The 22314-nt window shown below is 74.8% G+C and carries 21 protein-coding genes; 8 read left to right on the forward strand and 13 right to left on the reverse strand.

Annotated elements, in window-relative coordinates; all coding sequences use genetic code 11:
• Window positions 1-59: 59 nt before the first annotated feature.
• Both AB0O29_RS07860 and AB0O29_RS07865 read right to left on the reverse strand, forming a co-directional pair.
• On the reverse strand, window positions 60-1520 hold the full coding sequence (locus tag AB0O29_RS07860; protein WP_365147736.1) for a penicillin-binding transpeptidase domain-containing protein: 1461 nt from the start codon (window positions 1518-1520) through the stop codon (window positions 60-62).
• Window positions 1517-2884: an FtsW/RodA/SpoVE family cell cycle protein gene (locus AB0O29_RS07865; protein WP_365147739.1), complete on the reverse strand. Its 1368-nt coding sequence runs from the start codon at window positions 2882-2884 to the stop codon at window positions 1517-1519. Before AB0O29_RS07865 ends, AB0O29_RS07860 begins: the two co-directional genes overlap by 4 nt.
• 110 nt (window positions 2885-2994) lie before the next feature.
• Here AB0O29_RS07865 and AB0O29_RS07870 point away from each other — a divergent pair, with 110 nt between their 5' ends.
• Window positions 2995-3384, forward strand: a complete 390-nt coding sequence (locus tag AB0O29_RS07870) for a DUF6325 family protein (protein WP_079429758.1) — start codon at window positions 2995-2997, stop codon at window positions 3382-3384.
• Complete coding sequence (locus tag AB0O29_RS07875) at window positions 3384-3806, forward strand: hypothetical protein (protein WP_365147742.1); 423 nt, start codon at window positions 3384-3386, stop codon at window positions 3804-3806. The genes AB0O29_RS07870 and AB0O29_RS07875 overlap by 1 nt, the downstream gene beginning before the upstream one ends.
• Window positions 3807-3809: 3 nt before the next feature.
• Here AB0O29_RS07875 and AB0O29_RS07880 read toward each other — a convergent pair whose 3' ends face one another.
• Window positions 3810-4328, reverse strand: coding sequence for an N-acetyltransferase family protein (locus tag AB0O29_RS07880; RefSeq protein WP_365147745.1), 519 nt, complete (start codon window positions 4326-4328; stop codon window positions 3810-3812).
• Window positions 4329-4561: 233 nt separating this feature from the next.
• On the opposite strand from AB0O29_RS07880, the gene AB0O29_RS07885 reads away from it, so the two are divergent.
• The gene (locus AB0O29_RS07885; protein ID WP_365147748.1) at window positions 4562-5746 is read left to right on the forward strand and encodes an NlpC/P60 family protein; all 1185 of its coding nucleotides are present in this window, start codon (window positions 4562-4564) and stop codon (window positions 5744-5746) included.
• On the opposite strand, the gene AB0O29_RS07890 is transcribed toward AB0O29_RS07885, so the two are convergent.
• The 5 genes from AB0O29_RS07890 to AB0O29_RS07910 all read right to left on the reverse strand — a co-directional run bounded on the left by AB0O29_RS07890 (window position 5674) and on the right by AB0O29_RS07910 (window position 11785).
• A complete protein-coding gene (locus tag AB0O29_RS07890; protein WP_365147751.1) occupies window positions 5674-6957 on the reverse strand; it encodes a styrene monooxygenase/indole monooxygenase family protein in 1284 nt (427 codons plus the stop codon). The two genes, AB0O29_RS07885 and AB0O29_RS07890, sit on opposite strands and share 73 nt — an antisense overlap.
• A gap of 62 nt (window positions 6958-7019) precedes the next feature.
• Complete coding sequence (locus AB0O29_RS07895) at window positions 7020-7685, reverse strand: ATP/GTP-binding protein (protein ID WP_365147754.1); 666 nt, start codon at window positions 7683-7685, stop codon at window positions 7020-7022.
• Window positions 7666-8049, reverse strand: coding sequence for a DUF742 domain-containing protein (locus tag AB0O29_RS07900; RefSeq protein WP_365147757.1), 384 nt, complete (start codon window positions 8047-8049; stop codon window positions 7666-7668). The genes AB0O29_RS07895 and AB0O29_RS07900 overlap by 20 nt, the downstream gene beginning before the upstream one ends.
• A complete protein-coding gene (locus tag AB0O29_RS07905; RefSeq protein WP_358892414.1) occupies window positions 8046-8522 on the reverse strand; it encodes a roadblock/LC7 domain-containing protein in 477 nt (158 codons plus the stop codon). Before AB0O29_RS07905 ends, AB0O29_RS07900 begins: the two co-directional genes overlap by 4 nt.
• Window positions 8519-11785 (reverse strand): nitrate- and nitrite sensing domain-containing protein, encoded by a 3267-nt coding sequence (locus AB0O29_RS07910; RefSeq protein WP_365147760.1) that lies wholly within the window; start codon window positions 11783-11785, stop codon window positions 8519-8521. Before AB0O29_RS07910 ends, AB0O29_RS07905 begins: the two co-directional genes overlap by 4 nt.
• A gap of 415 nt (window positions 11786-12200) precedes the next feature.
• On the opposite strand from AB0O29_RS07910, the gene AB0O29_RS07915 reads away from it, so the two are divergent.
• Entirely contained in the window at window positions 12201-12974 is a 774-nt protein-coding gene (locus AB0O29_RS07915; RefSeq protein ID WP_365147763.1) for a hypothetical protein, read from the forward strand.
• A 26-nt stretch (window positions 12975-13000) separates the two neighbouring features.
• On the opposite strand, the gene AB0O29_RS07920 is transcribed toward AB0O29_RS07915, so the two are convergent.
• Both AB0O29_RS07920 and lon read right to left on the reverse strand, forming a co-directional pair.
• Window positions 13001-13441: a MarR family transcriptional regulator gene (locus AB0O29_RS07920; protein WP_365147766.1), complete on the reverse strand. Its 441-nt coding sequence runs from the start codon at window positions 13439-13441 to the stop codon at window positions 13001-13003.
• A 133-nt stretch (window positions 13442-13574) separates the two neighbouring features.
• A complete protein-coding gene (gene lon / locus AB0O29_RS07925; RefSeq protein WP_365147769.1) occupies window positions 13575-15971 on the reverse strand; it encodes an endopeptidase La in 2397 nt (798 codons plus the stop codon).
• Window positions 15972-16096: 125 nt separating this feature from the next.
• Here lon and AB0O29_RS07930 point away from each other — a divergent pair, with 125 nt between their 5' ends.
• Complete coding sequence (locus AB0O29_RS07930; RefSeq protein ID WP_365147772.1) at window positions 16097-16495, forward strand: RidA family protein; 399 nt, start codon at window positions 16097-16099, stop codon at window positions 16493-16495.
• Window positions 16496-16509: 14 nt separating this feature from the next.
• Here AB0O29_RS07930 and AB0O29_RS07935 read toward each other — a convergent pair whose 3' ends face one another.
• From AB0O29_RS07935 to AB0O29_RS07945, 3 genes are all read right to left on the reverse strand, one after another.
• Window positions 16510-17256 (reverse strand): DUF4097 family beta strand repeat-containing protein, encoded by a 747-nt coding sequence (locus tag AB0O29_RS07935; RefSeq protein ID WP_365147775.1) that lies wholly within the window; start codon window positions 17254-17256, stop codon window positions 16510-16512.
• Between the two features lie 108 nt (window positions 17257-17364).
• Window positions 17365-18198, reverse strand: coding sequence for a sulfurtransferase (locus tag AB0O29_RS07940; protein WP_365147778.1), 834 nt, complete (start codon window positions 18196-18198; stop codon window positions 17365-17367).
• A 44-nt stretch (window positions 18199-18242) separates the two neighbouring features.
• Window positions 18243-19634: a hypothetical protein gene (locus AB0O29_RS07945; RefSeq protein WP_365147781.1), complete on the reverse strand. Its 1392-nt coding sequence runs from the start codon at window positions 19632-19634 to the stop codon at window positions 18243-18245.
• Between the two features lie 91 nt (window positions 19635-19725).
• On the opposite strand from AB0O29_RS07945, the gene AB0O29_RS07950 reads away from it, so the two are divergent.
• The 3 genes from AB0O29_RS07950 (at window position 19726) to AB0O29_RS07960 (ending at window position 22250) form a co-directional block, all read left to right on the forward strand.
• Window positions 19726-20310 (forward strand): hypothetical protein, encoded by a 585-nt coding sequence (locus tag AB0O29_RS07950; RefSeq protein ID WP_365147784.1) that lies wholly within the window; start codon window positions 19726-19728, stop codon window positions 20308-20310.
• A 123-nt stretch (window positions 20311-20433) separates the two neighbouring features.
• Window positions 20434-21174 (forward strand): response regulator transcription factor, encoded by a 741-nt coding sequence (locus AB0O29_RS07955; RefSeq protein WP_365147787.1) that lies wholly within the window; start codon window positions 20434-20436, stop codon window positions 21172-21174.
• Window positions 21171-22250 (forward strand): ATP-binding protein, encoded by a 1080-nt coding sequence (locus tag AB0O29_RS07960; protein ID WP_365147790.1) that lies wholly within the window; start codon window positions 21171-21173, stop codon window positions 22248-22250. Before AB0O29_RS07955 ends, AB0O29_RS07960 begins: the two co-directional genes overlap by 4 nt.
• Window positions 22251-22314 lie beyond the last annotated feature (64 nt).

The raw sequence follows: 22314 nt of genomic DNA on the forward strand, positions 1-22314 counted from the left end.
GGCCGCCGCGCGGGGATGGGTCTGGGCAGGTCCGGCGCGCGCCCGCCGCCCGGGCGGCCTCACCGCCCCGGCAGTGCCGCCTCCATCACCGTGCGGGCGATCGGGGCGGCCGCGCCGTTGCCGCTGATGTCGCCGCGCACCGCCGAGGCGTCCTCGACCACGACCGCGACCGCCACCGCCGGCTGCGGCGCCCCCGGCGCCGCCGCCCAGCCGATGAACCACGCGTAGGGGGTGCCGGCGTTGCCGACGCCGTGCTGGGCGGTGCCGGTCTTGCCGCCGACCCGGGCGCCCGGGATCGCCGCGTTGCGTCCCGTGCCCTCCTCCACCACCTTCACCATCAGCTCCTGCATCCGCAGCGCCGTGGGCGGGCTCATGGCCCGGCCCAGGGCGCGGGGCGCGGAGCGGCGGACGAGGCCGCCGCCGTGCCGGGTCGTCCGGTCCACCAGATAGGGGGTCTCGATCTCCCCGCCGTTGGCGACGGCCGCCGCCACCATCGCCATCTGGAGCGGCGTGGCCTTGGTGTTGAACTGCCCGATCGAGGACAGGGCCAGCTGGTCGGGGCTCATGTCGGTGTCGAAGGTGGACCGGGACACCCACGACGGCACCCGCAGCTCCTCCTCGTTGAACCCGAACCGCTCCGCCGCCGCGACCATGCCCCGGAGCCCGACCCGCACGCCGATCCCGGCCATCACCGTGTTGCAGGACCACTGCACGGCCTCCGCCATCGAGGCGTCCTCACAGCCCGTGCCCGCGTTGGGCAGCAGGGTGTTCGTGCCCGGCAGCGGGTACGGGTCGGGGGTGCGGGTGGGGGCGTCCACGTCGGTGACCACGCCCGCGTCCAGGGCCGCGGCCGCCGTCACGATCTTGAAGGTGGAGCCCGGCGGATAGGTCTCGCGCAGCGCCCGGTTGAGCATCGGCTTGGCGGGGTCCGCGTTCAGCCGCGTCCAGGCCTCCTTGACCTTCGCCCCGGTCCCGGAGAGCAGGCCCGGGTCGTACGAGGGGCTGCTGACCAGGGCCAGGATCCGGCCGGTCGCCGGCTCCAGCGCGACCGCCGCGCCGCGCTTGCCGCCGAGCCCCGCGTACGCGGCCCGCTGCACGGAGGCGCGCAGGGTGGTCGCGGCGTCGCCGCCGTCGGGGCGGCCGCGCGAGAGGTCGTACCAGAGGGGGAAGGCGGAGAGCCCCGGGTCGGTGCCGGACAGGACGGCGTCCTCGGCGCGCTCGGCGAAGCTGGTCCCGTACGTCTGGGAGGAGAAGCCGGTGGCGGGGGCGTAGAGCGGGCCGTCGGTGTAGGTGCGTTCGAAGCGCAGCAGCTGGCCGCTGTCACGGGAGCCGGTGACGGGCCGGCCGTCGACGAGGAGGTTGCCGCGGGGCTGGGCGTAGCGCTCGACGGAGGGGCGCCGGTTGGCCGGGTTCGCTCCGTAGGCGGCGGACTCCCAGACCTGGACGCGGGCGACGTTGACCAGCAGGGCGGCGAGCAGGAGCAGGCAGAAGTACGCGCACCAGCGGATGTAGCGGATCATCCGGGCCCTCCGCTCCCGCCCCCGCGGGCGCTGTCGCTGAGCCGGACGAGCAGCGCGACGATGATCCAGTTGGTGACGACGGAGGAGCCGCCCTGGGCCAGGAAGGGCATGGCCATGCCGGTGAGCGGGATCAGCCCGGTGACGCCGCCCGCGATGACGAAGACCTGGAGCGCGACGATCGAGGCGAGCCCGGTGGCGAGGAGCCGCCCGAAGGGGTCGCGGAGCGCGAGCCCGGCGCGGAAGCCGCGGGAGACGAGGAGCCCGTAGAGCAGCAGGAGGGCGGTCAGGCCGACGAGGCCGAGCTCCTCGCCGGCGGTGGCGAGGACGAAGTCCGATTTGGCGGCGAAGCCGATGAGGAAGGACTGCCCGTGGCCGAGGCCCGCGCCGAGCAGGCCGCCGGCGGCGAAGGCGAAGAGGGACTGGGCGAGCTGGCCGGGGCCTTCGCCTCGTTCGATGGAGGCGAAAGGATTCATCCAGTCCTGGACGCGGCTGTGGACGTGCGGTTCGAGGGTTCCGACGGCGTACGCGCCCAGCCCGGCGAGGAGCAGTCCGACGGCGATCCAGCCGATCCGGCCGGTGGCGGTGAACAGCATGATCACGAAGAGGCCGAAGAAGAGGAGCGAGGTGCCGAGGTCCCGCTCCAGGACGAGCACCCCGACGCTGAGCAGCCAGATCGTGAGGATGGGCCCGAGGACCCGGCCGGGCAGCAGTCTGAGTTTCCAGAACAGCCTGCGGCCGGTGAGGGCGAGGGCGGTGCGGTTGGCGGCGAGGTAGGAGGCGAAGAAGACGGCCAGCAGGATCTTGGCGAACTCCCCCGGCTGGAAGGAGAGCCCGGAGAAGCGGATCCAGATGTGGGCGCCGTTGACGGCGGGGAAGAAGACGGGGACGAGCATCAGCGCCAGGGCGGCGGTGACGGAGAGGTAGGCGTACCGCTGGAGCACGCGGTGGTCGCGCAGCCCGAAGACGACCAGGGCGAACAGCCCCAACCCGAGCCCCGACCAGCGCAGCTGGTCCCCCGCACCGGCCTCGCCCGGGGTGGCGAGGTCGAGCCGCTCGATGAACACGAGGCCGAGGCCGTTGAGGAGCACGGCGATGGGGAGGAGCAGCGGGTCGGCGTACGGGGCCCGGATCCGCACGGCGAGGTGCGCGAGCAGCGCGGCGAGGGCGAGCCCGGCGGCGTAGTGGGAGGTGGAGGTCGGGACCCGGCCGACGAGGCCGACGTAGGCGTGGCCCAGTACGGAGATCAGGACCGCTCCGGCGAGGAGCGACAGCTCGACGCCCCGGCGCTTGGGGGCGGCGGCGGAGCAGGGGGGCGGAGCCGGTTCGGGTTCCGTCACCTTCGCCGTCAGGGCTGGCGGGGGCATACGGGAAACGTAGCAAGCCAACCGCCCCTATGTCCGGTTATGCCATAGTCTGCCGAAGAGTCGTCAGAAACGGTCGACATCGCCTCAGCGAGGAGCGGGAGCCGAGCCTTATGGGACCTGTGGAATTCATCGTCCTCGCCTTCCCGGAGGAGCAGCTCCGGGTCCCGGCGGTGGAGGCCGTGATGGGCTTGCGCAAGACCGGGGTGGTGCGCCTGATCGACGGCCTCGTGACGACGAAGACGGCCTCGGGGGAGGTCCTGGCGGCCGAGTTCGACGAGTTCGTGGAACTGCGCGGCCTGCTCGCGGGCCGGGACGTGGCCCGGCTGATCGGTCCGGAGGACGTCCGGGAGGCGGCGGAGCTGCTGGACCGGGGCAGTTGCGCGCTGCTGCTGGTGGTCGAGCACGTCTGGGCGCAGGACGCCGCCGTCGCGGTCCGCGCGGCGGGCGGGCGGATCGTGGGCTCGGTCCGGATCCCGGCGGAGCGGGTGGAGGTGGCCTGATGTTCATCCGCCCGGTGAACGTGACGGTGACGGCGGCGACCCGCCCGCCGGGCCGCCCCCTGCTGCGGGGCCTGCTGCGGCGGGCGGCGGGGGCGGCGGAGTGGAGCCAGGACGTGGACGGGGAGGGCCTGGCGGAGTCCTTCGCGGAGGACGAGGCCGAGGCCCTCACGGAGGCGGAGGCCCTGGCGGAGGCGGAGGGCCTGGCGGAGGCCGCGGGTACGGGGCTGGAGGCCCGGGCGGAGGCGGTGGACGAGGCCGACGCGATGGCCCGCCCGTCCCCCTGGCCGCCCGCCCCGCCCGGCACCCCCGCCCCGCGGGGAACGCTGGTCTCGGAGCTCACCCAACTGGCCGACCTCGCCCGCGAGGGCCTGCTGACCCCGGAGGAGTTCGCCCGCGCCAAGAGCCGGCTGCTGGAGGGGTGAGGGCTACGGCTCCCGGGGCAGTCGCTTCTGGAACCACCCCACGTCCCAGAAGGCTCCGAACTTCCGGCCGACCCCCTCGAACCGCCCCACCGGCCGGAACCCGAAACGCTCGTGGAGCCGCCGGGAGGCCTCGTTGGGCAGCGTGATCCCGGCGACGGCCAGATGCACCGTCTCCCCCTCCAGCACCTCGAACAGGGAGGCGTACAGCAGACTGCCGACCCCGCGGCCCACGTGCTCGGGCGCGAGGTACACGGTGGTCTCCACGGTGGTCGCATAGGCCGCCTTCGGCCGGAACGCGCTGCTCGTCGCGTAACCGAGCAGCCTCCCGCCCTCCTCGGCCACGAGCAGCCGGTGCGGCCCGGAGTCCGGATGGGCGTCCAGCCAGGGCCGCCGCTGCTCGACGCCGAGGGGCTCGACGTCGAAGGTGACCGGCGTCTCGACGACGTAGTGGTTGTAGATGCGGGTCAGCTCCTCGAGGTCACCCTCGACACCGGCCCGGACGGTACTCGCCTTCGCGTTCATCCGCGTGACGGTAGCCGGGGCCCGTTACGCCGCCGTTTCGCTTCCCGCCGGAGCGTGCGGCCACAGCATGTGGGGCCGCCGGATCGGTGCGCCCGGACCGGGTCCCTCGAGCCGAACCCGGCCCCCGTGAAGGGAGACCGCGGGCCCATCCGGGTGGCCGCCGCTCCCCCGCCGCCCCGTGTCGCCTCCCCCGTCCCGCCCCCGTGGCAGCATCGGCCAGCGGAGGTGATTACATGACAAACCGACTACTCGGATGCGGTATCAGCTGCCTGGCCGCCGCCCTCCTCGTCACCGCGGCTCCCCCGCCCGCCGCGCGGGCCGAGCCCGTCGGGGAGCTGCTCACCCGGCTCCAGGGGCTGTACCAGCAGGCCGAGGAGGCCACCGAGACCTACAACGCCGCCGAGGTCGCCCTCAAGGCCCGCCGGGCGGACGAGGAGAGGCTCACCACCGCCCTCGGCAAGGCCCGCTCCGCCCTCGACTCCGAGCGGGTCACCGCCGGCCGGCTCGCCCGCGAGCAGTACCAGGGGGCCCGGGGCGGCGGCCTCTCCCCGTACCTGCGGATGCTGCTCTCCGGCGACCCCCAGCAGGCCCTCGACCAGCGTCGCCTCGCCGCACGTGAGGGCGCCCGGCGGGCCGGGGTCGTCGCCCGGCTGGAGCGGGACCGGCGGCAGGCGGGCACGCTCGCCGACGCCGCCCGCAAGGCCCTCGACGCCCAGCAGGACCTCGCGGCGCGGCAGAAGGAGGCCCGGCAGGAGGTCACCGGCCGGCTCAAGGAGGTCGAGCGGCTCCTCGCCTCCCTGACCCCCGCCGAGCTCGCCGGGCTCGGTTCCCGGGAGGCCGCCGTCACCGCCGGCGCACAGCGCACCCTGCTGGACTCGGGCCGGCTGCCCGCCCGTACGACCCCGCCCACCGCCGCGGGCGACGCCGCCCTCCGCTACGCCACGGCCCAGATCGGCAAACCGTACGTGTGGGGCGCCGAGGGGCCGGCCTCGTTCGACTGCTCCGGGCTGACCTCACAGGCCTGGGAGCACGCGGGGCGGTCCATCCCCCGCACCAGCCAGGAGCAGTGGGCGCGGCTGCCCCGGATCCCGCTGGACCGGCTGCGCCCCGGGGACCTGGTGGTCTACTTCCCGAAGGCCACCCACGTGGCCCTGTACATCGGCGACGGCAAGGTCATCCAGGCCCCCCGCCCGGGCGCGAGGGTCAAGGTCTCCCCGATCGCGGCGAACCCGCTCCTGGGCGCGGTCCGCCCGGACCCGGACGGGACCCCGCTGGCCCGCTTCACCCCGCCGCCGCTGCCCGAGCCGGAGGCCGGCCGGCCGACGGAGGCGGGGGACGACGCGGGCTACGACGCGGAAGGGGAACCCGCGGCGGCCGGCTCCGCGGCCTCCGCCGCCTCCGCCACCTCGGCCAGGTAGTCCTCCGCGTCCTGCGGGTCGTAGAAGTACGCGTCGAAGTCGGCCGGGTTGTCGAAGCCGTTGGCGAATCGATCCGCCACCCGCTGGTACCGCCCGGCCGCCCCGATCAGCTCCAGCACGTGCGCCGGCGGGGCGCCCAGCATGGCGTTGGTCCACTCGGTGACGGGCTTGCCGGTGGTGAACCAGTACTTGTCGAAGGTGGCCTTCATCCAGGCCTCGTCGAACGGCCTGTCGCCGTGCATCAGGATCGACGACAGGTACGAGGCCGCGCACTTCGCGGCGGCGTTCGCGCCCTGCCCGGTGACCGGGTCGTTGGCGACGACCACGTCCCCCACGCCCAGCACCAGCCCGCCGCCGGGCAGCCGCCCGACCGGCTTGCGCACCACCGGCGCGTAGCGGCCGGCCAGGGTGGCGCCGGAGTCGGTCAGTTCGACCTTCGTGGCGCGGGCGTACTCCCACGGCACGAACTTCTCCATGAGCTCCAGCGTCAGCTCCAGGTGCTCGCCCGGGTCGTTGACCCTGCGGAAGACGTCCAGCGGACCGCCCGGGAGCCCCTCCCAGAAGAGGATGTCCGCCCGCCCCGAGGTCGTCAGCGTCGGCATGACGAACAGCTCGCCGACGCCGGGCACGAGGTTGCAGCGCACCGCGTCGGTGTCCGGGTGCTCGGGGCGCGGGGCCAGCCCGTGCACGTAGGCGACGGCCAGGGCGCGCTGGGGGGCCTCGTACGGGGAGCGCACCGCGTCCCGTCCGAACATGGAGACGAGCTCGCCCTTGCCGGCGGCGACCAGCACCAGCTCGTAGGCGCGGGAGAAGTAGTCGAGGTCGGCGACGGACGCGCCGTGGATGACCAGCTGTCCGCCCCGCTGCACGAACACGTCGAGCCAGCCGGCCATCTTCACGCGCTGGTCCACGGACTGCGCGTAGCCCTTGAGGCGGCCCAGCCAGTCGACGGCGCGGCCGCCGTCGGGGGCGGCGACGGAGACGCCGAGGCCCTGGATCCGGGGGGCCTGCCGCTCCCAGAAGTTCAGCTGGAGGTCGCGCTCGTGCCGGAGCGCGGAGTCGAACATGCACTGCGTGGACATGACCCGCCCGGTGCGGATCTCGTCCGCCGTCCGGTTGGACATGAGGGTGACCTCGTAGCCCTTCGCCTGGAGGCCGAGGGCGAGCTGGAGGCCGGACTGCCCGGCCCCCACGACAAGTATCCTGCGCATCTCACGTTCTCAATCTGAGCAGTACGGGCGGTACGAGCGGTACGGGCCGAGGGCTCGGCCGGCTACGCGGGCGCGGCGTCCAGCGCGTGGCCCACCAGGGTCAGCAGGGACTCGACGACCGTCTCCCGGCGCCGCGCGTCCATGATCACGACGGGGACGTCCGGCGGGATCGTGAGCGCCTCCCGCACGTCCTCCGGCTCGTACTCCTTCGAGCCCTCGAAGTGGTTGACGGCGACGGCGTACGGCAGCCCGCAGCTCTCGAAGTAGTCGAGGGCGGGGAAGCAGTCCCGCAGCCGGCGCGTGTCGGCGAGCACCAGGCCGCCGATGGCGCCGCGCACCAGGTCGTCCCACATGAACCAGAACCGCTCCTGGCCCGGGGTCCCGTACACGTACAGCACGAGGTCGTCGGCGAGGGTGATGCGGCCGAAGTCCATCGCGACGGTGGTCGTGTTCTTGTCCGGGGTCCCGGTCAGGTCGTCGGTGGGGACGCTGGCCTGGGTCATCACCGCCTCGGTGCGCAGCGGGGTGATCTCGGAGACGGAGGACACGAAGGTGGTCTTGCCGACCCCGAACCCGCCCGCGACCAGCACCTTGACGGCGACGGGCGCGCGCGAGCGGTCGTACTGCCACGGCTGGACGGGCTCGTCGTCCAGCAGGAGGGCGGTGCCGGGGCCGGAGCCGGCGGCGGTCCCGGCGTCGGTCACGGCTTCAGAGACGGCGAAGGCCATCGAGCACCCTTTCCAGCAGCGCGCGGTCGGGGCGGCCGGTGCCGTGCCCGGTGCCGTAGACGCGGATCCGGCCCTGGTCGGCGAGGTCGCTGACCAGGACGCGGACGACGCCGAGCGGCAGCTTCAGCAGCGCGGATATCTCGGCGATGGTCCGCATCCGCCGGCACACCTCGACGATGGCCTGCATCTCGGGCATCCGGTCGGGCGTCTTGGCCGGACCGGCGTCCAGGGTGGCGACGAACGTCTCCACCAGCAGCACCTGGGTGAAGCGGGTGCGGCCGCCCGTGAGGGAGTACGGGCGGACGCGGGCGGGGCGGCGGTCCGCTCCGCGTATCGGCAGCCGGTCGGAGGCCGGACTCCTCACGGGGTGTTCTCCATCGACTGGCGCAGCTCGCTGCGGACTTCGGGGGTCAGGACGTGGCCGGCGCGGCCGACGAACAGGGCCATGTGGTAGGCGACGACGCCCATGTCGCAGTCGGGCGTGGCGTGCACGCCCAGCAGGGAGCCGTCACTGATGGACATGACGAAGACGGAGCCGTTCTCCATCGCCACCATGGTCTGCTTGACCGAGCCGAACTCCATGAGGGCGGCCGCGCCGGTGGTGAGGCTGCCGAGTCCGGACACGATGGTGGCGAGGTCGGCCGAGGCGCCGCGGGGGCCCTTGGGCCGGTCCGCCTTCCCCGATTCCGGTGCCGCCTCGGAGGAGAGCAGCAGCAGTCCGTCGGAGGACACGACGGCCACGGAGTTGACCCCGGGCACCTCCTCCACCAGGTCGGTCAGCAGCCACTGCAGGTTGCGGGCCTGGCTGCTCAGTCCGTACGTGCTGGGCGCGGTCATGTGCGTGCCTCCTGTGCGGTGTCCCCCTGGTCGGTGTGTCCCCGCCCGTGGGCCTCCTGGGCCTCCGGGCCCCCCGGGGTCTGCCTCTGGTCCTGTGCGATCTCGGCGGCGGCGACCCGGCGCCCGTCCTGGGCGCCCTGGTAGAAGCCGCCGAGCCGGCGGCGCAGTTCGTCGGCGTCGACCCGGCGCGGCTCGGGGCGGGCCGCGGCGGGGCGTCCGGCGCCGCCGGGGGCGGCCACGGCGCGCGGGGTGCGCTTGGGGAGGCCCTTGGCGGTGACGGCCTCGGTGCCGGGCTCGGGGTGGCTGCCCTGGCGGGGGACGAAGCCGTCCTCCGCGTCGGGCGCCCGGCGGTGTCCGCCCTGGTCGGCGTCGGTCCGTTCGCGGCGCGGCAGTTCCGCCCTGCGTGCGGGGCCACCGGGCGCGGTGCCCTTGCCCGCGGCGGCGCCGGCCGGCGCGGGGTCCTCGAAGCCGGCCGGCGCCTCGGGCACGACCCGGGCGAGGAGTTCCTCGGCGGGCGACTCGGCGGCCGGGGCGGCGGCCGTGAAGACCTGGTCGGCCGGGGGCGGCGGGGCGTCCTCGAAGCCGTCGGCCGACGGGACGGCCCGGGCGGGCCGCTCGTCGTGGGCGGCCTCGGCCGTGTCCGCGTGGGCGTGGGTGTCCGTGTCCGCGGGCCGCTCGGCGAAGGCTCCGGCCCCGAAGGCCTCCGCGACCAGATCGGCGGCCGCGAAGACCTCGGAGTTGGCGCCGTCGGCCCCTATCCCGGCGGCCTCGAACGCGGCACCCTCGGCCTCGACGGCCTCGAACGCGACGGTCTCAAACTCGGCGGTCCCGGCCTCGTCAGCCTCAGACCCGGCGGTCCCGGACCCGGCGGCCTCAGACTCGACGGTCTCGGACCCGGCGGTCCCGACCTCGGCGGTCCCAGCCTCGTCAGCCTCAGACCCGGCGGCCTCAGACCCGGCGGCCTCGGACCCGGCGGTCCCGGCCTCGTCGGCCCCGGACTCCTCGGCGACGGCCGGTCCGGAAGCGGGCTCCTGCGCCGCCTCCGGCGCGTGCGCCGCTTCGGACTCCTCCGCCTCCAGGGCGGCCTGCGCGTCCTGCGTCTCCTCCGCCTCGAACGCCTCCGCCAGCGTGACCACCTTGGCGGTCTCCTCCGGGGCCGGGGCGTCCGTCACGGGCGGGCGCAGCCGGGGCGGGAGGGTGTGCTCGTTGGCCTCGGCGATCACTCCGGGCAGCTGGTACGCGGGCGCGCCCGCCGAGCCCAGGCGGTGGACCGGGGAGGCCTGCGGGGCGTCCGGCAGCAGTGCGGCCGGGATGACCACGACGGCCTCGGTGCCGCCGTGGGCGCCGGCGCGCAGCTCGGCGGTGACGCCGTGGCGCGCGGCGAGGCGGCCGGCGACGTACAGGCCGAGGCCCAGGCCGTGTTCGGCCTCGGGCTCCTCGTCGTAGGCCTCGGGGGTGGAGAGGCGGGAGTTCAGGGAGTCGAGCCGGTCCCCGGTGACGCCGATGCCCTCGTCGACGACGGACAGCACCACCTCGCCGGCGTCGGTGAGCAGGCCGGAGACCTTCACCTTGGCTTCCGGCGGCGAGAAGGTGGTGGCGTTCTCCAGGAGCTCGGCGACCACGTGCGAGATGTCGTCGGCGGCGTGCCCGGCGACCTGCGTGTAGGAGGGCAGGGTCGTCAGGTCGACGCGCTCGTAGCGCTCGATCTCGCTGACGGCGGCGCGCATGACGTCGACCAGCGGCACCGGCACGCTCTGCCCGTGGCCGTGCTCCTGTCCGGCGAGGACCAGGAGGTTCTCGTTGTGGCGGCGCATGACCGTGGCGAGGTGGTCGAGCTTGAAGAGGGTGGCGAGCCGGTCCGGGTCGCCCTCCTTGGACTCCAGCTCCTCGATGACCGCGAGCTGGCGCTCGACGAGGCCGAGGGTGCGCAGGGAGAGGGAGACGGAGGTGGTGGACATGATGCGGCGGTGCTCTTCGAGCCCGGCGCGCAGCTCCGCGAGCTGCCCCTCCAGGGACTTGCGGGTGGTGGCCAGCTCCTGCTCGCGGGCGTCGCGGCTGGTGGCGAGGGCCTCGTTGCGGCCGATGAGCCGGGTCCGGTCGGCGTCGAGTCCGGCGGCCCTGGTCTGGAGGGCGACGGTCTGTTCGCGGACGGCGTTGAGGTGGCGTACGACCTCGGCGAACTCGTCGTTGCGGCCGGTGAAGCGGACGGGTTCCTGGGCGCCCTCGGGGGTCGCGAGCCGTTCGGCGCCGCGGCGCAGGACGGACAGGGGCCGGGTGAGGGAGCGGGCGACCGCGGTGGAGAAGCCGACGACGAAGAGGAAGAGGACGCCGAGTCCGGCGACCATCAGTTCGAGCCGGGTCACGTCGTCGTCGCGCAGGGTGGCGAGGGCGGTGGCCCGCTGGCCGGCGAGGGTGGCCTCGACGGAGCGCATCCGGTCGAGGCGGGCGGTCAGCGCGCCGGCGAGGGCGGCCGGGTCGGTGGCCTTGCGTTCGGCGGCGGTCAGGGTGGGCCGCTCGGTGAGCCGCTTGAGCTGGTCCTCGGCGGTCTTGACCTCGGGGCCGGTGACGGTGGCGGCGAGGGTCTGGCGCACGTCGGGGCGCGCGGCCCGGTTGAAGTCGTCGAGGGCGGCCTGCTCGCGGACGCGGGAGCGCTGCGCGGCGGCGCTGAGCTCGTCGGCGACGGCGTTGCCCGGGGCCTGTTCGGCACGGGGGACGGCCAGCGCGGCGAGCAGCAGCCCGCGGGTGGCGGAGGCCTGGTCCACGGCCTGGCTCAGGGGGGCCATGGAGCGGGTGACGGCGAGGGCGGCGTCGGCGCGCGGCGGGGTGAGCTCGGCGAGCCGGTCGCCGGGCGCGAGGAGTTCGGTGAGGACGCCGGCGTAGGCCTGCTGGGCGGCCACGGCGGTGCCCTTGCCGTCGACGGCCTCGGCGCGGGCGGCCTTGATGTGGCCGAGGGCGCGGGCGAGGTCGGCGTCGGCCTCCGGGCGGAGTTCGGAGAGCTGCCGGTCGGTGCGCGCGGTGCGCTCGTCGACGGGGGCCTTGGCGTTGCCGGGGCGGCCCTTGGCGACGTATTCGACGACGGCGTCGCGCTCGTCGCCCACGAGGTGGACGAGGGTGAGGGCGTGCTGTGTCTGCTCGGCGAGGGTGACGAGTCGCTGGGAGTCGTCCAGTTCCCTGGTGGCGGAGACCACGGCGGGGGTGCCGGCCGCGAGGACGGTGAGTCCGGCGACTGCTACTCCGACCACCAGCCTGCTGCGGACGCGCACGCGTCGTCCTGCGTTGGCGGGTCCGTCGGCGCTGGCGGTGCCGTTCTTCCGAGACGGCTTCTTCTGCACCGGTGCTCGCAATCCTGTACGTGAGGTCGTGCTCGTCTACTCGTGTGGCCGAGGTAACGGCCGGTCAACAAGTAAACGCCCCCTGCCCCCTCGTACCGCCTCAGACCTTCGCAGTGTGTTGGGAGGAGAGCCGCACATCGCCCACCCGGCCACTCGAAGGAGTGAACATCACGGAGGAGTGGCCGACCAACTCGGGCACGGCGTGCCAGGGGCCGCCCGTGGACGGGTGGTTGAAGGTCGAGGCGGGCTTTGGCAATATGCCCGCCCACATTTACCGGCGGTACCCGTTCCGGCATTGGTACGGACCTGACCGGCACCACGGGGCCCCGGTGGGCAGAATGTCCGTATGCGCATCGACCTGGCTTCGGCCCCCGGCAGTGCCGAACGCCCCAACGAGGACTGGGTGTCGGCGTCGACACCTGCGGCGGGAGGGGGCGTTGTGGTGGTCCTGGACGGGGTCACTCCGCCCCGCGGGGACTACGGCTGCGCGCACGGAGTGCCCTGGTTCGCCACCCGTCTGGGTGGTCGATTGACCGAACTGTCCGGATCGCGGCGGGACATGCCCCTCGACCGGATCCTGGCCCGGGCCATCGGGGACACGGCCGACGCCCACCGGGGCACCTGTGACCTTTCTCACGTCCGGACGCCGCAGGCGACGGTGGTGATGGCCCGCTGGGACGAGACCTGCGTGGAGCACCTCGTCCTCTCGGACTCCGTGCTCCTGCTGCGGGCCCCCGGCGGCGCGGTCACGGCGGTGCTCGACGACCGGCTGGACCGGATCCCCCGGGAGGTGCGCGGCTCGGTGGCGGCCACGGACGCCCTGCGCAACGCCGAGGGCGGCTTCTTCACCGCCGCGGCGGACCCGTCGGTGGCGGCCCGCGCCGTCACCGGGCGCACCCCGCGCGGGCGGGTGGGGGCGCTGGCCGCGCTGACGGACGGGGCGAGCCGCTGGACGGACACCTTCGGCGAGGGTGACTGGTCGGCCTGCCTGGACGTGCTGCGGGAGGAGGGGGCGCGGGGGCTGATCGGGCGGGTGCGGGCCATCGAGTCCGACCCGCTGCGCCCGCCGGCCCGGTACAAGCGCCACGACGACGCCTCGGCGGTGTACGCGGAGCTGTGAGCCCGCGCCCCCACCCGCGGGCGGTCCTACTCCTCGCCGGAGTTCAGCTGGTTGAGCAGCCGGGCCAGCTCGGCGACCTCGCCGCGGTCCCAGTCGGCCAGCTTGCGCATGTACTGCTCGCGCCGGGCGCCGCGCACCCGCAGGAAGCGGTCCCGGCCCTCGTCCGTGAGGCCGACGAGGAAGGCCCGGCCGTCGGCCGGGTCCGGCTCCCGGGCGACCAGGCCCAGCAGCTCCAGGGCCCGCAGCTGGCGGCTCATGGTGGCCTTGCCGACGCCGAAGTAGGCGGCCAGCTCGGTGGCCCGCTGGCGGCCGGCGGCCTCCAGCCGGACGAGCAGCCCGTACGCGGCGGGCTCCAGTTCCGGGTGCAGGGCACGGGCCATCTCGCCCGAGGAGGCCCGGGCGCGCCTGAGGAAGACGGACAGCTCCCGCTCCAGCGCGAGGAACTCCTGGTCTTCACTGCCGTGCACGTGCCGCTCCCATCGGTGGTGGGGTGCGAGCCTGGCACCCCGGTACGGGTCCAGTATTTCGCAGGCGGTGCGCCGCAGGCCCGGGACCCCGCCGATGGGGGTTCCCGGGCCTGCGGCGGCGCGGCGCCGCCGGTCAGGCGGCCTTGGTGAAGGAGACCACCGCCGGGGCGAGGGCCAGCTCCAGCACCTGGCGCACATCGGTCACCGGGTGCACCTCCAGCCCCTCCAGCACCTCGGCGGGGACGTCGTCCAGGTCGGCCTCGTTGCGCTTCGGGATGATCACGGTGGTCAGCCCGGCCCGGTGCGCGGCGAGCAGCTTCTGCTTGACCCCGCCGATGGGCAGCACCCGTCCGGTCAGCGAGACCTCGCCGGTCATGGCCACGTCCGTGCGGACCTGGCGGCCGGAGAGCAGGGAGGCCAGCGCGGTGGTCATGGTGATGCCCGCGCTCGGCCCGTCCTTGGGGACGGCGCCCGCCGGGAAGTGGATGTGCACGCCCCGGTCCTTCAGGTCGGCGACGGGAAGCTCCAGCTCGGCGCCGTGCGAGCGCAGGAAGCTGAGCGCGATCTGCGCCGACTCCTTCATCACGTCGCCCAGCTGCCCGGTCAGGGTCAGCCCGGCCGCGCCCGTCTCCGGGTCGGCGAGGGAGGCCTCGACGAACAGGACGTCCCCGCCGGCGCCCGTCACGGCGAGGCCGGTGGCCACGCCCGGGACCGCCGTGCGCCGCTCCGCCGGGTCCTGGGCGGACTCCGGCACGTGGTGCGGGCGGCCGATCAGGCCGCGCAGCTCGTCGGCCCCGATGGAGAACGGGAACTCCCGCTCGCCCAGCTCGTGCTGCGAGGCGACCTTGCGCAGCAGCCGCGCGATGGACCGCTCCAGGGTGCGCACGCCCGCCTCGCGGGTGTACTCCCCGGCGAGCCTGCGCAGGGCCCCGTCCTCCAGGACCACCTCCTCGGCGGTCAGTCCGGCGCGCTCCAGCTGGCGGGGCAGCAGGTGGTCGCGGGCGATGACGACCTTCTCGTCCTCGGTGTACCCGTCGAGGCGGACCAGCTCCATCCGGTCGGCCAGGGCCTCGGGGATGGCCTCCAGCACGTTCGCCGTGGCCAGGAAGACCACGTCGCTCAGGTCGAGCTCCACCTCCAGGTAGTGGTCGCGGAAGGTGTGGTTCTGCGCCGGGTCCAGCACCTCCAGCAGGGCCGCCGCGGGGTCGCCGCGGAAGTCGGAGCCGACCTTGTCGATCTCGTCGAGGAGCACGACCGGGTTCATCGACCCGGCCTCCTTGATCGCCCGGACGATGCGGCCCGGCAGGGCGCCGACATAGGTCCGCCGGTGGCCGCGGATCTCGGCCTCGTCCCGTACGCCGCCGAGGGCGACCCGGACGAACTTGCGGCCCATGGCGTGGGCCACGCTCTCGCCGAGCGAGGTCTTGCCGACCCCGGGGGGCCCGACCAGCGCGAGCACCGCGCCGCCGCGCCGCCCGCCGATGACGCCCATGCCCCGCTCGCCGCGCCGCTTGCGCACCGCGAGGTACTCGGTGATGCGGTCCTTCACGTCGTTCAGCCCGGCGTGCTCGGCGTCGAGGACGGCCCGCGCGCCCTGGATGTCGTACCGGTCCTCGCTGCGCTCGTTCCAGGGCAGCTCCAGCACGGTGTCCAGCCAGGTGCGGATCCAGGAGCCCTCGGGGCTCTGGTCGCTGGAGCGCTCCAGCTTGTCGACCTCCTTGAGCGCGGCCTCGCGGACCTTCTCGGGCAGGTCGGCGGCCTCGACGCGGGTCCGGTAGTCGTCGGACTCCTCGCCCTCCTTCTCCCCGCCGAGCTCGCGCAGCTCCTTGCGGACGGCCTCCAGCTGGCGGCGCAGCAGGAACTCGCGCTGCTGCTTCTCGACGCCGTCCTGGACGTCCTTGGCGATGGACTCGGCCACGTCCTGTTCGGCGAGGTGGTCGCTGAGCGCCTTGACGGCGAGCCGCAGCCGGGCGACCGGATCGACGGTCTCCAGCAGTTCGACCTTCTGCGCCACGGTCAGGAACGGCGAGTACCCGGAGTTGTCGGCCAGCGCCGACACCCCCTCGATCTGCTGCACCCGGTCCACGACCTGCCAGGCGCCGCGCTTCTTGAGCCAGCTGGTGGCGAGGGCCTTGTACTCCTTGACGAGCTCGGCGACCGCCCCCGGCAGCGGGTCGGGCACCTGCTCCTCGACGGTCTCCCCCTCGACCCAGAGCGCCGCCCCGGGCCCGGTGGTGCCGGCGCCGATCCGGACGCGGCCGCGCCCGCGGATCAGCGCCCCGGGATCGCCGTCGGAGAGCCGTCCGACCTGTTCGACGGTCCCCAGCACACCGATCCCGGCGTACTTCCCGTCGACCCGCGGCACGAGCAGCACCCGGGGCTTCCCGCTGCCGCGCGCCGCCTGCGCGGCCTCGACGGCGGCGCGCACCTCGGCGTCGGACAGGTCCAGCGGGACGACCATCCCGGGCAGCACGACCTCGTCGTCGAGCGGCAGCACGGGCAGGGTGAGCGTTACGGACGTCGAAGCCATGATCTTCCCTCCGGCAGTGAAGTTGAGCTATGCCGACTCAATGCTTCTGCGCCCAGCAATGTTCCCCAACTCGCGTTCGCCGGGGGCGAACACCTCCGCGGCCCTGCCCGTAGCACCATGGGCCCATGGCGGACATACGACGGACCATCAGCTCGGGCTCCCCCCTGGAACCCCGGATCGGCTTCTCGCGCGCGGTGCGCGTCGGACGGCACGTGGCCGTCGCGGGCACGGCGCCGATCGGCGACGACGGCTCCACCGTCGGCCCGGGCGACGTGTACGCCCAGACGGTCCGCTGCCTGGACATCGCCGTACGGGCCCTGGAGGACGCGGGCGCCTCGGCGGAGCACACCGTGCGGACGCGGATCATGCTGACGGACGTCACCCGCTGGGAGGAGGCCGCGCGGGCCCACGGCGAGCGCTTCGCCGGCGTCCTCCCGGTGACCACCTTCGTCGAGGTGCCGCGCTTCATCGACCCGGCGTGGCTGGTCGAGGTGGAGCTCGACGCGGTCCTCGACGAGGACTGACGCCCCGCGAAGCCCTACGACGCCCCGACGGTGATGTCGCCCGAGCTGGTGCGGACCGTGATGGCCGACCGGGCGTCGGGGCTGTCGTTCAGGGAGATGCGCCGGGTCCCCGAGGACGTGTCGGTCGACAGCTTGTACGGGCCCTGGGGGGCCTTCAGGCCGACGTCGCCGGAGCTGGTGGTGACGGACACGGAGGACGGGGCCTTCGCGAACTCCGCCCCGACGTCCCCGGAGCTCGCCCGGAACTCGGCCTCGGCGCCCTCCAGACCGGTGGCGGTGATCCGCCCCGAGCTGGTGCGCGCCTTCACCGGGCCGGTGATCCCCTCCGCCCGGACGTCCCCGGAGGACGCGGTCAGGTCGGCCCGGGCGACCCCCTTGACCGTGATGTCGCCGCTGCTGCTCTCGACCCGCACCCGGGCCGCCGCCGGCACCTCCAGGCGGTAGTCGATCCAGCAGTCGTCCTCGCAGCCGTCACTGAAGGTCAGCACCCCGCCCGAGACCCGCTGCCCGGGCGTGGGCACGGTGTCGCCCCGGTAGTGGACGACCCGGCGGACGGCGACCCCCGGACCGGAACCCGGGACCACCTCGACGTCACCGCTGCGGACGTCGGTCAGCTCGACCGCCGTCACCGCCTCGGAGACGGTGGCGTCGGCGTCGGCGGTCTTCACGGGGCCCACCCCCGTCAGGGCGCAGCCGGACAGCAGGAGAACGGCCCCGAGGGCCGTGACGACGAAGCGGGTTGACGCGGTGTGAGGTGCCATACCCACAGCCTGCCCACCCCGGGCCCGGACCGCGCGGGTGCGGGCATCCCGATCCGGGGTGGTGCTAACCCCACCCCGGTCCGGTCCGGTCCGCCGTCCGCCGGCGTCTCAGGCCCCGGCCACGACGGGCCGCTCCGAGGGCATCCCCCACTCGCTCCACGAGCCGTCGTACACCGCCGCCTCCCCGTACCCGGCCAGGGTCGCGCCCAGGGCGAGCACGCAGGCCGTGACACCGGAACCGCAGCTGAAGTAGAGCCGCTCCCGCTCACCGGCCAACGCCGCGAAGGCCGCCCGGAGTTCCCCGGCCGGCCGCATCAGCCCCCCGGCCCCCTGGAGCTCACCGAACGGCAGGTTCAGCGCGCCCGGCATGTGCCCGCCGCGCAGCCCCGGCCGGGGCTCGGGGGCGGTACCGGCGAACCGCTCCCGGGTCCGGGCGTCGAGCACGGCGGCGGCCGGGTCCCCGAGCGCGGCGGCGACGGTCCCGGCGTCCACCAGCAGCCCGGGGCGCGGCCGGGCCGTGAAGGACCCGCGCGGCCCCTCGTACGCCGCGGGCCCCTCCTCGACGGGCAGCCCGGCGCCGCTCCAGGCGGGCAGCCCCCCGTCCAGCACGGCGGCCCGGTCGAAGCCCATGGCCCGCAGCATCCACCAGGCGCGGGCACTGGAGTAGATCCCGGCGCCGTCGTAGACGACCACGGCGTCGTCCTCGTCCACCCCCAGCCCCCGCAGCTCCTCCTGGAAGGCCGCCGCCGCCGGCATGGTGTGCGGGGCGGGGGCCGCGTGGTCGGACAGCGCCCCGTCGAGGTCGAAGGGGCGCGCCCCCGGGATCCGCCGCCCCCCGCCCCGGTGCGCCCCGACGGACGCGTCGAACACCACGACCCGGCCGAGGTGCGCGGCGAGCCAGTCGGCGCTCACGAGGGGTCCGGGTATCTGAGGGACGGTCATACGGGCCTCCGCAACGGTGATCGAACACGGTCCGCCGCCCATCCTCACCCACACCCCCCGCCCCGCCGCACGTACAGCGCCACCCTCGCCCCCCTGACCGGCGTCACCGCGCACAGGTCGAAGTCCTCCGCCAGGGCGGCGCGTTTCGCCGCCTCCGCCGGGTACGGGTCCAGGGGCTGGCCGGGCGGGTCCAGGAGGGCCAGGACCCGGGGGGACGACCGCAGCGCCCCGCGGACGCGGGCGGCGGGGAGCTCCGTTCCGTGGAGGGTGTGCGAGGCGGCCGGGGAGGCGGCCAGGGCCACGTCGCGCAATCCCCCGTACACCCGGGGCGAGGACAGCAGCCACTCCCGTCTCCTCGACGGCATGAACAGCACCGCGTCCCCGGGCCGCCCGCGTTCCCGGACCGCAGCCGCGACCGCGAGGGCGTCGTCCCTGCGGCTCTCCGGGGTGCGCAGCCACGCCGACCACACCGCGACCGGCACCAGCAGCACGCCCGCCACCAGCCACGGAACCCACCTCCGGGCCCCCGCCGCCCGTACCTCCGCCAGCCGCGCCCCCGCCAGCAGGGCGAGCCCGCCGAGGGCGTAGAGGACGTACCGGTCGACGTACCAGGGGTGCACCAGCGAGACCGCCATCAGCAGCCCGGGCGGCAGCAGCGCCAGCGGCACGGCCACCCGGGCCGCCTCCCCCCGCCCGGCCCCCCGGGCCAGCAGGGCCACGGCCCCGGCCAGCACCCCGTAAGCCACCCAGTCCTGCCAGCGGGGCCGGCCCAGCCAGCCCAGCTGCCGCTCCGCCTGTCCGGCGCTCACCACGGCCAGCGGCAGCAGTCCGGCGGCGACCGCCCCGGCCGCCCACCGCCAGCCCCGGTCCCGCCAGGCGGAGCACCCGTGCGCGAGCAGCGCGAGCGCGGCGAACTCGTGCAGCCAGCAGGCCAGCAGCAGCACCACCGCGTAGCCGGCCCACCACCGGCGCAGCATCAGGTACGCCGACCAGGCCACGGCCGCCGCGACCAGGGCGTACGAGCGCCCCTCCTGCCCGTACATCTGCACCGGCGGCAGCAGCGCGTAGACCGCCCCCGCCCCCAGCGCGGCCCGCTCCCCCGCCAGCCGGTGCGCGGTGGCCGCCACCCCGGCGGCGGCGAGGGCGGTCCCCGCCACGGACGGCAGCCGCAGCGCCCACAGCCCGCCGCCGGCGGGCCCGCCGGCCCCGCCGTCCCCCCACACCGCGAACACGGCGTGCATGAGCCCGTAGTACAGCCCGTGCACCGCGTCGACCCGCCCGAGCAGCTCCCACAGCGCGCCGGCCGGCCGGTGGGCGACCTGCCAGGTCGTGGATTCGTCGCGCCACATGGCACCCCCGCCCGGACCCCGTTCCAGCCCCCACGCGGTGAGCAGGACGACGGCCAGCAGCGGCGGGACCCAGCGCCAGGGGGCCAAGCGGTGGATGACGTCCTCCCGGGGTGCTTTCCGTAGCGGTGCGGGGCCTCCATACTCGGGGTCGGTACCGGTGACCCGCTGGAGGTTGGCGATGCGAGCGATGCGAGCGGCCGGGGCCGCGGCGGCGGTGCTGCTCGCCGCGGTGTCCCTGGCGGGGTGCGGCGGGGACGGGTCCGGGGGCGGCCCGGCGCCGGCGGGAGCGACGGCCCCCGCGACGGTGACGCCCCCCACGGCACCCCCGGCGGCCACTCCCACGCCCACCCCGCCGACGGGCACTCCGCCGGTCACCGCGCCCACGGGCACCCCGCCCACCGGCGCCGGCCCCACCGCCCCGTCCACCGAGCGCCTCCTGCGCGTCACCCGCAGCGGCGGTTTCGCGGGCCGGACGCGCACGCTCCTCGTCAACGGCGACGGTTCCTGGACCCTCCTGGGCGACCAGGACAAGGAGCTGCGCGGGGGCAGGCTGGACCCGTCGAAGCTGGAGGACCTGCGCACCGCGCTCCGTACGGCGGACTTCGCACACCTGCCCCGTAGGACGACCGCCCGTCCGCCGGTCTACGACGGGTTCACCTACTCCTTCGCACACGACGGATTCGAGGTGGCGGCCGACCAGACGGCGCTGCCGCCGGCCCTGTCCCGGGTGCTGGAGGCGCTCCCCGGATTCGACTCCGCCTGAGGAATCCGGGATGAATCTCTGATTCCGCATGAGTCGGAGTCCTGTCCGAACCCTCCATGGCCGCAGGCCGGTGCCTCCTCTACGCTGCACCCCAGCCATCACGCGGATCACCAGGGGCGGGACATGGAACAGACACACAGCACCCACAACGGCGCCGCGGCCACCCCAGGTGCCCAGCGGCGCGTGCTGGTGGTCGAGGACGACCGCACCATCGCCGACGCCATCTCGGCGCGGCTGCGCGCGGAGGGCTTCCAGGTGCAGACGGCCTACGACGGGCCGGCCGCCGTGGCGGCCGCCGAGAGCTGGGTGCCCGAGCTGCTGGTGCTGGACGTCATGCTGCCCGGCTTCGACGGGCTGGAGGTGTGCCGCCGGGTGCAGGCCCAGCGGCCGGTGCCGGTGCTGATGCTGACCGCCCGGGACGACGAGACCGACATGCTGGTCGGACTCGGGGTCGGGGCGGACGACTACATGACGAAGCCGTTCTCCATGCGCGAGCTGGCGGCACGGGTCCACGTGCTGCTGCGCCGGGTGGAGCGGGCCACGCAGGCCGCGACCGCCCCGCGCGGGGCGACCCTGCGGCTGGGGGACCTGGAGATCGACCACGCGCAGCGCCGGGTCCGCGTCCAGGCCGAGGACGTGCACCTGACGCCGACCGAGTTCGACCTGCTGGTGTGCCTGGCGGGGACCCCGCGGGCGGTGCTGTCGCGGGAGCAGCTGCTGGCGGAGGTGTGGGACTGGGCCGACGCTTCGGGCACCCGTACGGTCGACAGCCACATCAAGGCCCTTCGGCGGAAGATCGGCGCGGAGCGGATCCGTACCGTCCACGGCGTCGGGTACGCCCTGGAGACCCCGGCGCAGGCGTGAGCGGCGGGCGCCCCGAGGGCGGGCTGCGGCCGTTCTCGCCGTTCTCGATCAAGACGAAGCTGGGCACGCTCGTCGTGGTCTCGGTGTTCATCACCACCGGCCTGCTGATGGTGGCGCTGCGCACGGACACGGAGCTGCGGTTCATCACGGTCTTCTCGGTGATCGCCTCGATGCTGATCACCCAGATCGTGGCGCACGGCCTGGCGGCGCCGCTGGACGAGATGACGACGGTCGCCCGGGCCATCTCGCACGGGGACTACACCCGCCGGGTGAGCGGGGCCGGGCGCCGGGACGAGCTGGGCGATCTGGCCTCGACGATCAACCGGATGGCCGACGATCTGGAGGCCGAGGACAGGCACCGTCGAGAGCTGGTCGCGAACGTCTCGCATGAGCTCCGGACTCCGATCGCGGCGTTGCGGGCGGTACTGGAGAACGTGGTCGACGGGGTCTCGGAGGCCGATCCGGAGACCATGCGGACGATGCTGAAGCAGGCGGAGCGGCTCGGCCGGCTGGTGGACACGCTGCTCGACCTGTCGCGGGTGGACAACGGTGTCGTACCGCTGAAGGCGCGCCGCTTCGAGGTATGGCCGTACCTGTCGGGGGTGCTGAAGGAGTCGGGGCTGGCAGCCGCCGGGCGGCCGGGGCTGGCTTCCGGTTCAGGCGGGCACACCCGTAACGACGTGCACCTCCACCTGGATGTGCACCCTCCGGAACTGACCGCGTACGCGGACGCGGAGCGCTTGCACCAGGTGGTGGCCAATCTGATCGACAACGCGGTGAAGCACAGTCCGGCACACGGCCGGGTCACCGTCCGGGCCCGATCGGGCGACACGCCCGGGAGCCTGGCGCTGGAGGTCGTGGACGAGGGTCCCGGGATCCCGGAGGCGGAGCGGCACCGGGTCTTCGAGCGGTTCAACCGGGGGGCCGCCGGCGGCGGCGACGGGGGCACGGGGCTGGGGCTGGCGATCGCCCGCTGGGCCGTCGGCCTGCACGGAGGCGAGATCCGCGTGGCCGAATCGTCACGTGGTTGCCGAATCCTCGTCACCCTTCCGGGCAGCTCTCCGGCACTGTCTTGACGTAGGGTTCGAGTGGGAAGGACATGATCTCGGCCACACGTGCCCGGGGTCGGCAAGGGTGCGA

This window comes from Streptomyces sp. NPDC089915 (genome assembly GCF_040684675.1).
In the GTDB taxonomy this organism is placed as follows: Bacteria; Actinomycetota; Actinomycetes; order Streptomycetales; family Streptomycetaceae; genus Streptomyces.